The sequence below is a fragment of the Acinetobacter sp. Colony158 genome, from assembly GCF_019264745.1.
Lineage (GTDB): Bacteria > Pseudomonadota > Gammaproteobacteria > Pseudomonadales > Moraxellaceae > Acinetobacter > Acinetobacter ursingii.
In genome coordinates, this window is sequence record NZ_CP078523.1 from 978,015 (window position 1) to 992,792 (window position 14,778).

Consider the following 14,778-nt stretch of genomic DNA (forward strand, 5'->3'; position numbering starts at 1 on the left):
TCTTTAAAATTATGAAACACAGCCATTAACAGCACAAAGATCATGATTAAAGCCAAAGGCACCACGATTTGCATTCGCGCTTTAGCAGAAGCTAGATTTTCAAACTGTCCACCAAAGCCTAACCAGTATCCACTTGGCAGTTTTTGCTGCGCCAGTTCTGTCTGCATTTCTTTGACAAAAGAGCCTAAATCACGATCACGTACATTGGCCGTCACCACCACGCGACGTTTCCCATTTTCACGGCTCACCTGTGCCAACCCCAAAATATTTTCGACTTTTGCAATATCTTGTAATTGGATCAAGCCGCCATTGGGAAGTTGAATCGGTAATTGCGCCAATTGCTGAGGGGTACGCATTTCATCATTTAAACGAATGACAAAATCAAAACGTCGGTCACCCTGTAATATCTGCCCAACTGCCTGTCCACCAATACTTGCCGCGACAAGATCCTGAATAGACCTGACAGACAGACCATATTGCGCAGCTAAAGCATGATCAATGTCGACATTCAACAAAGGTAAGCCATCGGTTTGCTCGACCTTAACCTCAGTTGCACCCTCAATTCTTCTCAGTTTTTGCGCAATTTTTTCAGCTTCCTGATTTAAGACTTGTAAATCATCGCCAAAAATTTTTACTCCAATATCGCTACGTATACCTGAAATCAATTCATTAAAACGCAGTTCAATCGGCTGGGAGAACTCACTGTTATTACCTGGAATATGTTCAACATATGCCTGCATCCGACCACGCAACCCATCAATGCTTTCTTTCGGATTAGGCCATTGTTCATGCGGTTTTAGTAATACAATCGCATCAGAAATATTCGGTGGCATGACATCGGTTGCAACTTCAGCTGTTCCTGTTCTGGCAAATATCGCTTTCACCTCAGGAAAATCCTGAAGTAATTGTTTCTCAACCTGTTCCTGTATTTTTAAAGATTCTTCAATCCCCGTACTCGGCGCCCGCATGAGTTGTAAGGCAAAATCCCCTTCACTCAATTGAGGGGCAAACTCACTCCCTACTCGAGTAAAAATAGCAGCACTCATGATTAAAATACCCACTGCCAAAGTCGCAACAACATATTTAAACTGATACGCCCAATTCAACACATCGGCATACTTGTTTTTTAGCGCAAACATCCAGCGGCTTTCTTTTTCTTTGACTTCACCAGTAACCCATAACGCCACAGCGGCAGGCACAAAAGTGACGGATAAAATCATCGCACCCACCAATGCTAAGACTACTGCCATTGCCATTGGGTGAAACATTTTGGCTTCCACACCAGAAAGTGCAAAAATAGGTAAATACACCACCATGATGATCAATTGACCAAAAATCAGTGGTCGTCGTGCTTGTTGAGCCGCCAGAAAAACTTCTGTAAAACGTTCTTGGCGGGTGAGTAGACGACCTTTGGCGTGTTGAGCTTCAGCCAAACGTCGAATGCAGTTCTCCACAATCACCACTGCACCATCGACAATAATGCCAAAATCCAGCGCGCCTAAACTCATCAAATTGGCACTGATATTCTGCTCCGCCATGCCTGTAATGGTAAACAACATCGATAGAGGAATAATACAAGCCGTAATTAGAGCTGCTCTAAAATTCCCCAGAAAGATAAATAGGATGACGATGACTAGAATTGCACCTTCAATCAGATTTTTGGCCACCGTTTTGATGGCTTTATCCACCAGTGAACTGCGGTTATACACTGTTTCGACCACAACGCCTGTGGGTAAAGAACGCTTTACTTCCTGCATCTTACGATCAAGCGCTTGAGCAACGGTTTTACTGTTCTCGCCCATCATCATCATGGCAATACCGAGTACTGTCTCTTCACCGTTATAGGTCGCACCTCCAGTTCTGAGATCATGTCCAATCAAGACAGTTGCAACATCTGCAACCCGAATCGGCAGACCATTTTTTTGACTCAGCATTACATTTTCGATGTCCTGAATCGTATCTAATGTGCCAGGGACGCGAACAGTCAACTGCTGACCATTTTGTTCCAAAAATCCTGCACCACGATTTTCATTATTTTCAGTTAAAGCCGTTTGTAGATCTGTGACTGGAATCTGTAATTGCTGTAACCGCTTTAGATCTGGTGAAACAATATAAGTTTTATTGTAGCCACCGATACTATTGACCTCAGCCACACCTGCCACACGCTGTAATTGAGGACGCACGATCCAATCCTGAATTTCACGTAAATCCATCGCCGTATAAGCACTGCCGTCTGCTTTTTTGGCATTCGGTTCTGCCTTAATGACCCATTGGTAAATCTCGCCTAATCCAGTTGAAATCGGTGACATTTGCGGATCAATATCGTCAGGTAAAGCACTTTGAGCTTCTTGTAAGCGCTGATTAATCAGCTGTCTTGCCCAATAAATGTCCGTACCCTCTTTAAAAATAATGGTCACCTGAGATAAACCATAACGTGAAATAGAACGGGTTTGCTCAAGATTTGGCATCCCTGACATCGCATTTTCAATTGGGTAGGTAATGCGTTGCTCGACTTCAGCCGCAGTAAAACCATTGGCCTGAGAGTTAATTTGTACCTGTACATTGGTAATATCAGGAACAGCATCAATAGATAATTTTTGATAGCTATAGAGTCCTACCGCGATCCATGTCAGGGTAAATAACATCACCCAAATGGCATTGCGAATAGAAAACTGAATGATACGGTCAAATAAACTTTGTGCAGATGGCAAAGCAATTTCTGGTTTAGTGTCCATGTTCAGCCTCTCCTTTTTCCATTTCTGATTTCAAAAGGAAACTGCCTTGACTGACATATTGCTGTTGATTGCTTAGACCAGATTTGATCTCGATCCATTGACCATCACTTGAATAATTACCGACCTCAACCGCTACGGGCTGAAAATGAACACTATTTTTTTCATTTTTTGCAACAAACACCACCGACTTACCATCGATTTGCTGAAGAGCGTTGCGAGTCACTCGAAGTACAGGCTGACTGTCCTTCGCCTCTAATAAAACATTCACCATCAAATTTGGACGTAATTCCTGTGCAGGTGTGAGTACTTTGGCACGGACTTGCAAACGTCCCGTCTGGCTATCTGCTTCAGCACTTAAAGTCTGAACCTGCGCCTTAAAGCGATTCTGAGTTTGTAATGACTTAAAATGAATCTGTTGATGAGGTTGTATGCTGATACTCTTTTCACTTGGCATGATAAATTCCAGCCACAGTTGATCAAGTTGATCGATCACAAACAATTGTTTATCTGAAGTAATGTATTCCCCTACCACGATATCTTTTTGACTGATCACACCACTTAAAGGCGCTTTTAAAGCATAACGTCCCTGACTTCCTGCATTTGCACCCAAAGCTGAAAGGCGACTACGTGCGGCCTGTACCTGAATTTGCGCCTGACGATAGGTGTTATAGGCTTTTTGATAATCCTGACGTGCCGAAATCCCTTGATCAAACAACTGCTTTTCACGTTGGTAATCCTGCTGTGCCAAGGTCAATGCTTCCTGAGCAATACTCAAATTTGCTTGTTGATCGACCAGTTCTGGAATAAATACAGTCGCCAAAACTTGCCCTTTTTTCACCTGCTGCCCCAACATGGCATTGACACTTTCTACGCGTCCCGTAAAAGTTGAAGCAACATGCGCTTGCTGATCGGTATTGGCAACCAGTTTGGCAGGATATTCCAAAGATTGAGAAACCTGCCCCTGCTCAACCTGTGCCAGCTTCACACCAAACTCTAGCATCTGCTGCGAGGTTAACGTGAGTTTTTGACTCTCTTCAGAATGCTCCGCTTCGCCTGCCTCATCAGCATGTGTGGATTCTGCTTTGCTGTGTTCGCCTTCATCGTGTGAATCTGTTTTGCTCGATGAATCCTTAAACACAATCCATGCACTCAATAAAACGCAAATGCCGATGACCAACCCTGCCCAGAGCCATTGTTTTTGAATATTTTTAGTTGACATTATTCAGCTCCTGAAATGGCATTAAAATTACGCGTGTTTTGCCAAAGTGTTTGATTGATTTGATTCAGTGCATCGCTGGACATGACTTGCTCAGGCGCAACACCCAGTGCCAAGCTTTCGGTTTCTATGGCTTTTTGCCATGCACTTTTAAGAAGTTGAACCTTTTTTAAGCGCTGTTCCTGCAACTGTGCAGTGGCTTGTTGTACATCGGTAATTGCATATTTCCCCACTTTAAAACCGATCAACATTTTGCGTTGCACATCTTCAGACAAAGGAATTTGCTGATCATTCATCAAGTCATATTGCTGCTTTAATCCAGCCAGTTCACTCTGTAAAGTTTCAATGCTATTCAGGTTTTGCTGGGTATAAAAACCTTGTTGCTGCGCTAGAAAATCTTGCTGTGTCTGTGCAATTTGTAATGAATACTGCTGTCGATCAAAAATATTCAGCGGAATGTCCAGTCCAACTCGAAACTGTTGTTCACTATTATTCGTCTCCGCACTTTTATTCGTCACCATGCCGACATTCAACGTGGGATTTGGACGGCGTTTTGCCTTGAGATAATTCACATTGGAACGTTGCTGCTGTAACTGGAGTTGAATCGAACGTTGCAGTAAATTCTGCTGTAAATGTGCTGCGACATCTGCCTTGCTTTGACTAGGCCATGCGTTTGCACGATTGAAACCTAAATGATCAGGATAGGCCGTTTCTCCCCATAAATTGGCCAAACGTTTTCTGGCAATATTCAGATTGAGTTCGACTTCTTGAGCAGCACGCTGATTTTCAATATGCGCCATCAGTGTACGATCCTGATCAAGTTGGGCAATACTTCCCGCCCGATAACGTAGTCGTGTAGCGTCTAAAATATCCTGACTATTGGCCAGTTGCTGTTGTGCAATTTGATTTTCCATTTCAAACACAGCAACTTGTGACCATAGATACTTCACCACCAGTTCAAGTTGTGCTTCATACAAGCTTTGATTTAAATCAACTTGCTGACGCTGAACCTGCGCGAGTTGAGTCGCCGCTTTACGCTCACCAAACACATCTAATTTTTGTGAAATACCAAATTCCAGTTCACGATCCTGATCCGACTTAAAACCCGTTTGCTGAATAGAAAAAATGGGATTTTCCCAAAGATGACTTTGTTGAATATGTGCATCAGCGATGCTCTGTTGCACTTTCCAGACACCTAGTTTCGATTGATATTGCCGTACTTTTTCGAGTACCTGAGCAAAACTCATGGAAGATTGTTCGAGTGCAGAAATGTTTTTGTGCTGAGTTATCTCAGTGTCAGCCATAGTGATGGCTGAATATGGCAATAATGCTGTGAATACGACAATCGACATTACTTTTTTGGCTAATATCGCACGTCTTGCCTGTTGAATGATATGTACATACATAAAATAACCCTTTCGCTTTAATCTTGTTTTGATCATTGAAAAGGTGGGTTATTTTTCGGCTACCCCACCTATAGCGGGGTTAAAACAGGAGGTGGATTTAATCCAATAAGATGCGGCGACTGATAGGAATTCGCCCAATCGTAGACTGAGCGAGTTAGGTGACCCGTTCTGGAGGGTTCCAGTGCATTTTGTTCAGTTTCAGCCACTACGATATGCAGACAGCTAGGTAAATGATCATGATGATCCATCCAGATCGCAGTAGGGTGTGTGGTGGTTTTGAAATTCGCAGTTTCTGTTTTTAGCTGATGATGGTCAGATACCTGCCCGACACTGATATCAAGATGATGCCCAAAATGATATGGAATCGCATTATATTCAGAACCCGAAGCCGTTTCATGCGCGCAAAAAGCCGCTGCCACGTTCCATAAACTCTGAAACATGAACAAACTCAGCAAAATTGCCATCAATAACGAACGCTTCATAAGCACCATAAACTCGAAATGCGCCCTAATATAACAATAGCAGTCGGTGTAATAGAATTACATTTCACCAAAATACTTAATGTTTTATAACCAAACCACGTCACTTTGAACGCTATTTATGTGAAGTGTAATACTTTTTAAAAGTTGACCAACAAACTCATTGCTTGTTACACGAAATTTATGCATTCATTAAAAAACTGGATTATATTGAAAGTGTTAGCTTAATTGATGAGCAACAAGGAGCGTATTATGAAGTTTGATTATCTAAAAACAGTATGGACACTGTTGTTTCAAGCACAAGACTCTAAAAATGATGTATTTTTACTTTTAGATACTGATGCAGAGCAAGAATATCAACAGGGTCTCTATTTTGAACAATTGGCACTAAACGACCAGTATCAGCAGTACATGCGTCATCAGATTTATCGTCGTGTCCACGATCATGTTTCAGCTCATGCAACCAGCTTTGCTTATCTCAATGAACGCAATGCCATCTGGTGTTTTTTACGATCTGCTTTACGTGGTCATCCAGAAGCTGAGTATAAAATGGGGCTTGGTTATTTAAATGGTCAACTGGGTCTGGATCGCGATTATCGTAAAGCTGAAACATGGCTGAAACGTGCCGCCAAAGATGGTCATCCTGATGCCAAACGCTGCTTGTACGATGCTTATAGCCAACTTGCCTTTTCTTAGTTCTTTTCAAAAAAAACTTTAAGCAAAAAAAACCAGCTCGAAAGCTGGTTTTTTATTGATAGGCAATTAACCTGTAATTTTTCGATATTTACTACGCTTTTGTACCGCATCGTCGCCTAAACGCGATTGGCGATAAGCTTCGTATTCAGCGTAGTTACCTGTATAAAATTCAGGTTGTTCATTTTCGAATGACAAAATATGGGTCGCAATACGGTCAAGGAACCAACGGTCATGCGAGACCACCATCACTGTACCCGGGAATACCAAAATAGCATCCTCAAGCGCACGTAAAGTTTCGATATCCAAATCGTTCGATGGCTCATCCAGCAAGATCACGTTAGCACCCATCTGTAGGATTTTGGCCAGTTGTAAACGGTTACGCTCACCACCCGACAATTCACCTACACGTTTTTGCTGATCCTGCCCTTTAAAGTTAAAGCGACCGATATAAGCACGTGAGGCAATTTCGTAATCACCGATTTTTAAGATATCCAAACCGCCAGAAACTTCTTCCCAAACGGTTTTGTCATTATCCAAAGTGTCACGAATCTGACCCACATAGGCCACTTTCACCGAGTCACCCAGTGTTACCGTACCTGTATCAGGTTGCTGTTCACCCGTCATCATACGAAATAGTGTGGTTTTACCCGCACCGTTTGGCCCCACAATCCCCACAATCGCAGTCGGTGGCACAGTAAAGGTCAGATTTTCGTACAGTAAACGACCATCAAATGACTTACTGATCCCTTCCACTTCCACCACTTTGTTACCCAAACGTGGGCCAGGTGGAATGTAGATTTCAGAGGTTTCATTACGTTGCTGGAATTCTTTCGAGTTCAACTCTTCAAAGCGTTCCATACGTGCTTTGTTTTTCTTTTGCTGACCCTTGGCATTTGAACGAACCCATTCAAGTTCTTTCTTCAATGCCTTGGCAAAAGATTCTTCTTGTTTTTGTTCCTGCTCTAAACGGGCATTCTTTTGTTCCAGCCAAGAAGAATAGTTGCCTTGATAAGGAATACCATGTCCACGGTCAAGCTCCAGAATCCACTCGGCCACGTTATCTAGGAAATAACGGTCATGCGTAATCGCCACGATGGTGCCAGGGAAATCTTTCAAGAAACGTTCTAACCAAGAGACAGATTCGGCATCCAAATGGTTAGTTGGTTCGTCGAGAAGCAACATATCTGGCTTAGACAAAAGCAAACGACACAATGCTACACGACGGCGCTCACCACCAGAAAGCAAAGAAACGTCGGCATCCCATGCTGGAAGATTCAAAGCATTCGCTGCAATTTCCAGTTGGTTATTGAGATTGTGTGCATCCCAAGTCTGGATAATCGCTTCCAGTTTTTCTTGTTCTTTGGCCAGTTTGTCAAAGTCTGCATCGGGATCTGCATATTCTGCAAAGACCTGATCTAAACGCTCTAAAGCATCTAGCGCTTCACGTACGCCATCTTCTACGTTGCCACGCACGTCTTTATTTGGATCGAGTGGTGGCTCTTGCTCAAGATAGCCAATTTTAATACCCGGCTGTGCACGAGCTTCACCTGAGAAATCTTTGTCCACGCCCGCCATAATACGGAGCAAAGTCGATTTACCTGCACCGTTTAAGCCGAGCACACCAATTTTAGCACCCGGAAAAAATGATAATGAGATATCCTTGAGGATTTCGCGTTTCGGCGGCACCATCTTAGATACTCGGTTCATCGTATAAATATATTGGGCCACTTAGGACTCCTCAATAGAAAAACCAATACATCGCAGTGAGCGAAAAATAGCAGTTATTATATGCTGAATACGGCAAAAAAATAAGGCGTGATTGAGTTTAATCCGACTTTATGACTGAGAAATGTCGACGAAGTTGTTTCCTGATATAAAAATGCATGACTCAAAAATCATGCATTTTTAATGAATCGCGAGACTGTTTCTACTCAGCCTTTATTTGACAAAATTATTGACCAATAAATTTTTGACATCATCGACGCGACCAGACATCAACGCCTTAATGGCATAGAGAGAGGTTGAAGAGACCTGATTCAAATTTGGATCGGGTGGCATCACCAATTCCATCGGATTGGTATGTACATCCAGTAAGGCGGGGCCATCATGTTTTAAGAAATTTTCCACTGCCTGCTCCAAACCATCCCCGTGGGTCACAGTTTGTCCATGCAGACCGATGACACTCGCCAGCTTGCCAAAGTCTGGATTGAGCAGATCGGTATAATGATCGAGCAAACCTTCCACTTTTTGTTCGAGCTCGACAAAATTTAGTGAGCTATTGTTAAACACCACGATTTTGATCGGCAATTTTTCCTGAATAGTGGTGAGTAAATCACCCAATAACATGGCTAAACCGCCATCGCCACAGAGTGCGATGATCTGACGTTGTGGAAACGCTTTTTGTGCGCCCAGTGCCTGAGGCATGGCATTGGCCATGGTGCCATGTAATAAACTGGTAAATGTACGGCGTTTGCCATTGACATCCACATGACGTAATACCCATACCATTGGGGAACCCCCATCACCAAAGAAAATCGCATCATCATCGGCATAACGATTGAGCAAAGACACCAAATATTGTGGATGGATCAGACCCTCTTTACCCACTCGCTCTTCTTTATGTCGAATTTCATCGCTTTGGTGTTTAAGTTCTAGACAATGATCCAGAAAAGCTCGATCCTGTCGCGTTTGCAACAACGGTAACAAAGCATTCAAAGTAGATGAAATTTTACCGACCGCACCTAGCGTTATCGGATGGCGTCGTCCTAAATGCGTTGGATCAATATCGATTTGTAAAATCTTGGCATGGCTTGGATAATATTGTGCCCAAGCAAAATCGGCACCCAGCAGGATCAATAAATCACAATCCATTAAAGTGTGATAACCCGCTTTATTGCCAAAAATCCCGGTCATGCCCATATTGTAAGGATTATCATATTCGACAAAGTCTTTGGCACGTGAAGTGTGTGCAATCGGCGCTTTTAATTTTTCAGCGAACGCGACTAGCTGATCATGAGCGCCTTCACAGCCTGCACCTGCATAAATCCCGATTTTTTGATGCTGTGAAATTAACTCAACCATTTGCTGAAGTTCAGCTTGATTTGGCAAAATATCAGGTTCAGCATGGCGCGGCACAAAAGGCAAACCTGCTTCAGCCGAAGCTTCACTGATATTGGCGGGGACAATTACTACTGCAACACCACGCTTATTGATCGCAGCCTGACATGCCATACTCATAATATGCCGAGCTTGTGAAGCTTGGGTAATTTCTTCACAAAATACCGAGTTTTTTTCGTATACCGATTTAAAATCAACATATTGAGGAAAATCAATAAATCCCGCCATTTCAGTCGAAATTTGACTGGCAATCAAAATGACCGGGGCGCGATTGCGATGCGACTCGTACAAACCATTAATAAAGTGCAAACTACCTGGCCCACAAGACCCCGCACAAGCTGTCAAATGTCCACTCAATAAAGCATCCGTACCCGCAGCAAATCCACCCACTTCCTCATGACGAACATGAATCCATTCAATACTGCTTTTTGACATCGAATCGGTCACATGATTCAAGGTATCGCCCACAATGCCATAACAACGCTGTACACCAGCTTGCTCAAGCACTTCGATAATAATATCAGATACTTTTTGCTTACTCATTAGTTGACTTCTCCAGCTTTTTTTATCATGAATTAAACCAATTTTTTTTATAGTGTTCCTGCCGTTTTGTCCTCGCCAGTAGGTTTTTGTACTTTTATTTAGGCACAATGTAATCGGAAACTTAAAATAAAAACCCCGACATTTACAGGTTTTATTGAGGACATGTGTATGGATGAATGAAGCGCATACACAGCCAGTTGTTATGAAATAAAAAGATGACTGTTCCTAAAAAATAGATAAATTAATCATAAAGAATATGTTAAAACACAACCTTGCTTGATTTTTATGCATCACTGGAAAATAAAATGACACAGACCTATAAAGATGAAACGCTTGCTATTCATGCAGGCTATTCCCCAGAACCGACCACCAAAGCAGTGGCTGTTCCAATTTACCAAACCACCTCTTATGCATTTGATAACACGCAACATGGGGCAGATTTATTTGATCTAAAAGTTCAGGGGAATATTTACACGCGGATTATGAACCCGACCACCGCCGTACTGGAACAGCGGATTGCGGCGCTTGAAGGGGGTATTGGCGCATTGGCTTTGGCTTCGGGTATGGCCGCGATTACTTATGCTATTCAAACCATTACGGAAGCTGGTGATAATATTGCGTCCGTATCGACCTTGTATGGTGGAACCTATAATTTATTTGCGCACACCCTACCCAAACAAGGCATTGAAGTTCGTTTTTTTGATTACCAACAACCTGAAAGTTTACGTGCATTAATTGATGATAAAACCAAACTGGTCTTTGTCGAATCGATTGGCAATCCACTGGGTAATGTTATTGATCTGGAAGCGATTGCCAAGATTGCACATGAATATGGTGTACCTGTAGTCGTGGATAATACCGTCGCCACGCCTGTACTTCAGAAATCGTTTGATTTTGGCGCAGATATTATTGTGCATTCACTCACCAAATATATTGGTGGTCATGGCAATAGCATTGGTGGTGTGATTGTAGACAGCGGTAAGTTTCCATGGGGACAATATCCTGAACGTTTTAAAGTGTTGAATACTCCCGATCCAAGTTATCATGGCGTGAATTATGTCGAAGCCTTAGGCCCAGCCGCCTATATTGCTCGTGCCCGCGTGGTCCCACTGCGTAATACAGGTGCTGCGATTAGTCCACTAAGCGTGTTTTTGATTTTACAAGGACTTGAAACCTTGTCTTTACGCATGGAACGTCATACTGAAAATGCACTTAAAGTTGCCGAATATTTACAACAACATCCCAAAGTCAAATGGGTCAATTATGCGGGTTTAAAAAATCATCCTCAGCATGCACTGGCACAAAAATACGTGAAAGGTAAACCCTCTGCGATACTTTCCTTTGGGGTTCAAGATGGTCGTGAAGGCGGCACACGTTTTATTGATGCATTGCAACTGTTTACCCGTCTGGTCAATATTGGCGATGCAAAAAGTCTGGCCTGCCACCCTGCGACCACCACTCACCGCCAGTTAAATGCTGAAGAGCTTAAAGCCGCAGGGGTAAGTGAAGACATGGTTCGCTTATCTGTTGGGATTGAACATATTGAAGATTTAATTGCAGATCTGGATCAAGCTTTGGCAAGCGTCTAAATAAATAGTAAAAAGTACTCACTAAGTCCGCTTTAATGCGGACTTTTTTATTATATAAGGGCATTTTTTTATGTTAAAAGTGAACCAAGTACAGTTTAAGATTAGAGCAATTACTCTAAAAACATTTGTAAATTCATAGGCTTAACTATAGACTTTTTTAAAATTAAATCCAATAATAATTACCTAGACTTTGGTTGAATAGATTCATTCACCAAAACGTCTAAGGCGGTAAAAAAACAAGTAAAGCTTTTGGATTTAAGCTCAAAGCTCAGGGAAAAACGCGTGAATAAAAAACTTGAAACTCTTTTCCAAGAGAATGTCAAAAATAAAGTTATTCTGATCACTGGTGCATCTAGTGGTATCGGTTTAACAGTCGCAAAGAAAATGGCATCCGCAGGTGCTCATGTGCTATTAGTCGCACGTACTCAGGATACACTACAACAAGTACAGACCGAGATTGTTCAAGCAGGCGGTAAAGCATCAATCTTTCCATGTGATTTGAGTGACATGGAAGCCATTGATCGTGTTGCCAAAGAAATCATACAGAAAGTCGAGCATATCGATATTCTGATCAACAATGCTGGGCGATCTATACGTCGTGCTGTGCATGAATCTATCGACCGTTTCCATGATTTTGAACGTACCATGCAACTCAATTATTTCGGTGCAGTACGTTTGGTTTTAAATGTTTTACCTCATATGATTAACCGTAAAGGTGGTCAGATTATTAATATTAGTTCGATTGGTGTATTGGCCAACGCAACTCGTTTTTCGGCTTATGTGGCATCTAAAGCTGCGCTGGATGCGTTTAGCCGTTGTCTATCGGCCGAAGTGCATTCGCATAAAATTTCGATTACCTCGATTTACATGCCTTTGGTTCGTACGCCGATGATTGCACCGACCAAAATTTATAATTATGTTCCTACTCTTTCACCAGATCAGGCCGCAGATCTCATCGCTTATGCCGTTGTAAAACGTCCTAAACGTATTGCGACGAATTTAGGTCGTTTGGCCTCAGTCACTTACTCTTTGGTGCCTGAAGTCAATAACTTATTGATGTCGATTGGATTTAACCTGTTCCCAAGTTCAGATGCAGCAGTGGGCAAAAAACAGGAAAAACTGAACTGGATGCAAAAGACCTATGCTCGAATTTTCCCTGGAGAGCATTGGTAAGTTTCACATCATGCCGCTGTGATCATGTCATGGCGGCAACTCTACAAAATAAAAACAAAATAAAATATATTTTAACAAATGATAAAATTAGTTTAAAATTCACACATAATTTATTTAAATAGATTATTAATTCATCAAAAATTTAAAAAAATGTGAGTACATTATGTCTACAGCCAAAAAAAATTCGGCATTAAAACCGCTTTGCTATGCCATTCTTTTGAGTATGAATTTTATTGCAACCCCTAATTTTGCAGCAGAACCAGCAGACACACAAACTACCTCCTCATCGGCTCAACAAGAAAATCCGATGTCAAAACTTGATTGGCATATTGGTCCTGAAAAAGAAAATATTGCGCAAGTAGCCTCAATTAAGACCTTAAAAGATGAAGGTTTCTTGGACACGACAAATTCAGACAAATTTCTGGAGCTGACAGACAATTTAGCAACAGGAAGCACCAATATCTTAGTCGCGGCAGATAATTCATGGTGGGCAACCTTTGATTTTGATCCATCAGGCTATGTTAAAGATGATGAGAAAATCGATGCCGATGCGTTACTTAAGCAACTCAAAGAATCTGATGCCCCTGCCAATGAAGAACGTCAACGCTTAGGCCTGACCAAACTTTATACAGTGGGCTGGTCTGTCCCTCCTCATTATGACGAACAAACCAAACAACTGGAATGGGCACTTAAAGTACGCGATGAAAATAACAACGACACGATTAACTATACCATTCGTCTACTCGGACGCACTGGAGTCATGAGTGCGACATTAATTTCCGATGAAGAACATTTAACCAACAATATTCAAGAATTTAAGCAAACTCTGACTGGTTTTGACTTTAATGCTGGAGAAAAATATTCAGAATATAAAGCAGGAGATAAAGTTGCAGAATATGGTCTAGCAGCACTGATTGCAGGTGGAGCAGCTGTCGTTGCAACCAAAAAAGGCTTGTGGGCAGCAATTGCAGCTTTTTTTGCAGCCGCGTGGAAATTTGTAGCGGTTGGTGTGGTTGCAGTAGGCAGTTGGATTGCATCTTTGTTTAAACGCAATAAATCCTAAATGTTTTTAGATACTGACTATCTGTTTGTATTCACTTTAGTCGGGTTATATATATATGACTCGGCTCAACTTTGTTATTTTAATGAATTCTTTGTAAGTAAAGGATTACGACCCTCTTTTTATGTTCAAACTGTTTCTCTCAATTATTCATTTGGAAAAAAGTTTTTATTTATTCCATCACTATTCTTTCCATCAACCTTACTGTTCAAAGTCAAATGGCAAACGCAGAACAAGACAGCACCTATTGTTCCAGCCGATATTGAGATAATTTACAACCTAGCTCAACAACTTAAATTGATTCAATTTTTAAATACAATTGGCGCTATTTTGACGCTTATCGCACTGCCTTTATCAATTATTGGCAAAGCATCACATACTCTTATTGCGCTCATTATTATTGTTATTTATGCCATTAATCTCATCAATATTTTAATGATTTTTTTGCAACGCAAAACACTGTCTCTTCGTCCTAAAACTCTATTGCTACTGTTTTTAGATAGTCTTTTTTGCCCACCTTTTGCTCTAAACCTTGTCAAAAAAATAAGTTTAAATTATGCCATTCAAACAGAAGGATTAAAGCTAGCGCAAAAACTTTTACAGCCACCCCAACTTGAAGTTTTAATCACCCAAATTATCAAAGATATCGCCTTATTAAAAACAAATCATAACCTTTCCAATGAACAACTAACGCGACTCCATGAGAAAGAATATGAACTGAATCAACTATTAACATCTTCTAAACAAGAATAAAAAACCTCTCA

11 protein-coding genes are annotated in these 14,778 nt (G+C 41.6%); 5 read left to right on the top strand and 6 right to left on the bottom strand.

From position 1 onward, the window contains the following. The 4 genes from JR005_RS03870 to JR005_RS03885 all read right to left on the bottom strand — a co-directional run. The coding region (locus JR005_RS03870) for an efflux RND transporter permease subunit (protein WP_218665585.1) at window positions 1-2,735 on the bottom strand (2,735 nt) is incomplete at its 3' end. Next, window positions 2,725-3,954 carry an efflux RND transporter periplasmic adaptor subunit gene (locus JR005_RS03875; protein ID WP_004991790.1) on the bottom strand — a complete coding sequence of 410 codons (1,230 nt, stop codon included), beginning with the start codon at window positions 3,952-3,954 and terminating at the stop codon, window positions 2,725-2,727. The genes JR005_RS03875 and JR005_RS03870, both read right to left, overlap by 11 nt. Beyond that, window positions 3,954-5,357 carry a TolC family protein gene (locus JR005_RS03880; protein ID WP_218665586.1) on the bottom strand — a complete coding sequence of 468 codons (1,404 nt, stop codon included), beginning with the start codon at window positions 5,355-5,357 and terminating at the stop codon, window positions 3,954-3,956. The genes JR005_RS03875 and JR005_RS03880 overlap by 1 nt, the downstream gene beginning before the upstream one ends. Window positions 5,358-5,425: 68 nt before the next feature. Then, a complete protein-coding gene (locus tag JR005_RS03885; RefSeq protein ID WP_218665587.1) occupies window positions 5,426-5,839 on the bottom strand; it encodes a cation efflux protein, CzcI-like in 414 nt (137 codons plus the stop codon). A gap of 249 nt (window positions 5,840-6,088) precedes the next feature. Here JR005_RS03885 and JR005_RS03890 point away from each other — a divergent pair, with 249 nt between their 5' ends. Further along, entirely contained in the window at window positions 6,089-6,532 is a 444-nt protein-coding gene (locus JR005_RS03890) for an SEL1-like repeat protein (RefSeq protein WP_004994409.1), read from the top strand. Between the two features lie 66 nt (window positions 6,533-6,598). Here JR005_RS03890 and ettA read toward each other — a convergent pair whose 3' ends face one another. Together ettA and JR005_RS03900 are read right to left on the bottom strand one after the other, a co-directional pair. Then, complete coding sequence (ettA, locus tag JR005_RS03895; protein WP_004991802.1) at window positions 6,599-8,260, bottom strand: energy-dependent translational throttle protein EttA; 1,662 nt, start codon at window positions 8,258-8,260, stop codon at window positions 6,599-6,601. Window positions 8,261-8,470: 210 nt separating this feature from the next. After that, window positions 8,471-10,192 (bottom strand): thiamine pyrophosphate-dependent enzyme, encoded by a 1,722-nt coding sequence (locus JR005_RS03900; protein WP_004994416.1) that lies wholly within the window; start codon window positions 10,190-10,192, stop codon window positions 8,471-8,473. A 305-nt stretch (window positions 10,193-10,497) separates the two neighbouring features. Here JR005_RS03900 and JR005_RS03905 point away from each other — a divergent pair, with 305 nt between their 5' ends. The 4 genes from JR005_RS03905 to JR005_RS03920 all read left to right on the top strand — a co-directional run bounded on the left by JR005_RS03905 (window position 10,498) and on the right by JR005_RS03920 (window position 14,767). Continuing rightward, complete coding sequence (locus JR005_RS03905) at window positions 10,498-11,781, top strand: O-acetylhomoserine aminocarboxypropyltransferase/cysteine synthase family protein (RefSeq protein WP_218665588.1); 1,284 nt, start codon at window positions 10,498-10,500, stop codon at window positions 11,779-11,781. A 282-nt stretch (window positions 11,782-12,063) separates the two neighbouring features. Then, window positions 12,064-12,954, top strand: a complete 891-nt coding sequence (locus JR005_RS03910) for an SDR family NAD(P)-dependent oxidoreductase (protein ID WP_004991809.1) — start codon at window positions 12,064-12,066, stop codon at window positions 12,952-12,954. Between the two features lie 163 nt (window positions 12,955-13,117). Beyond that, complete coding sequence (locus tag JR005_RS03915) at window positions 13,118-14,017, top strand: DUF2167 domain-containing protein (RefSeq protein WP_218665589.1); 900 nt, start codon at window positions 13,118-13,120, stop codon at window positions 14,015-14,017. Continuing rightward, complete coding sequence (locus tag JR005_RS03920; protein ID WP_218665590.1) at window positions 14,018-14,767, top strand: hypothetical protein; 750 nt, start codon at window positions 14,018-14,020, stop codon at window positions 14,765-14,767. It abuts the gene before it with no gap. Window positions 14,768-14,778 lie beyond the last annotated feature (11 nt).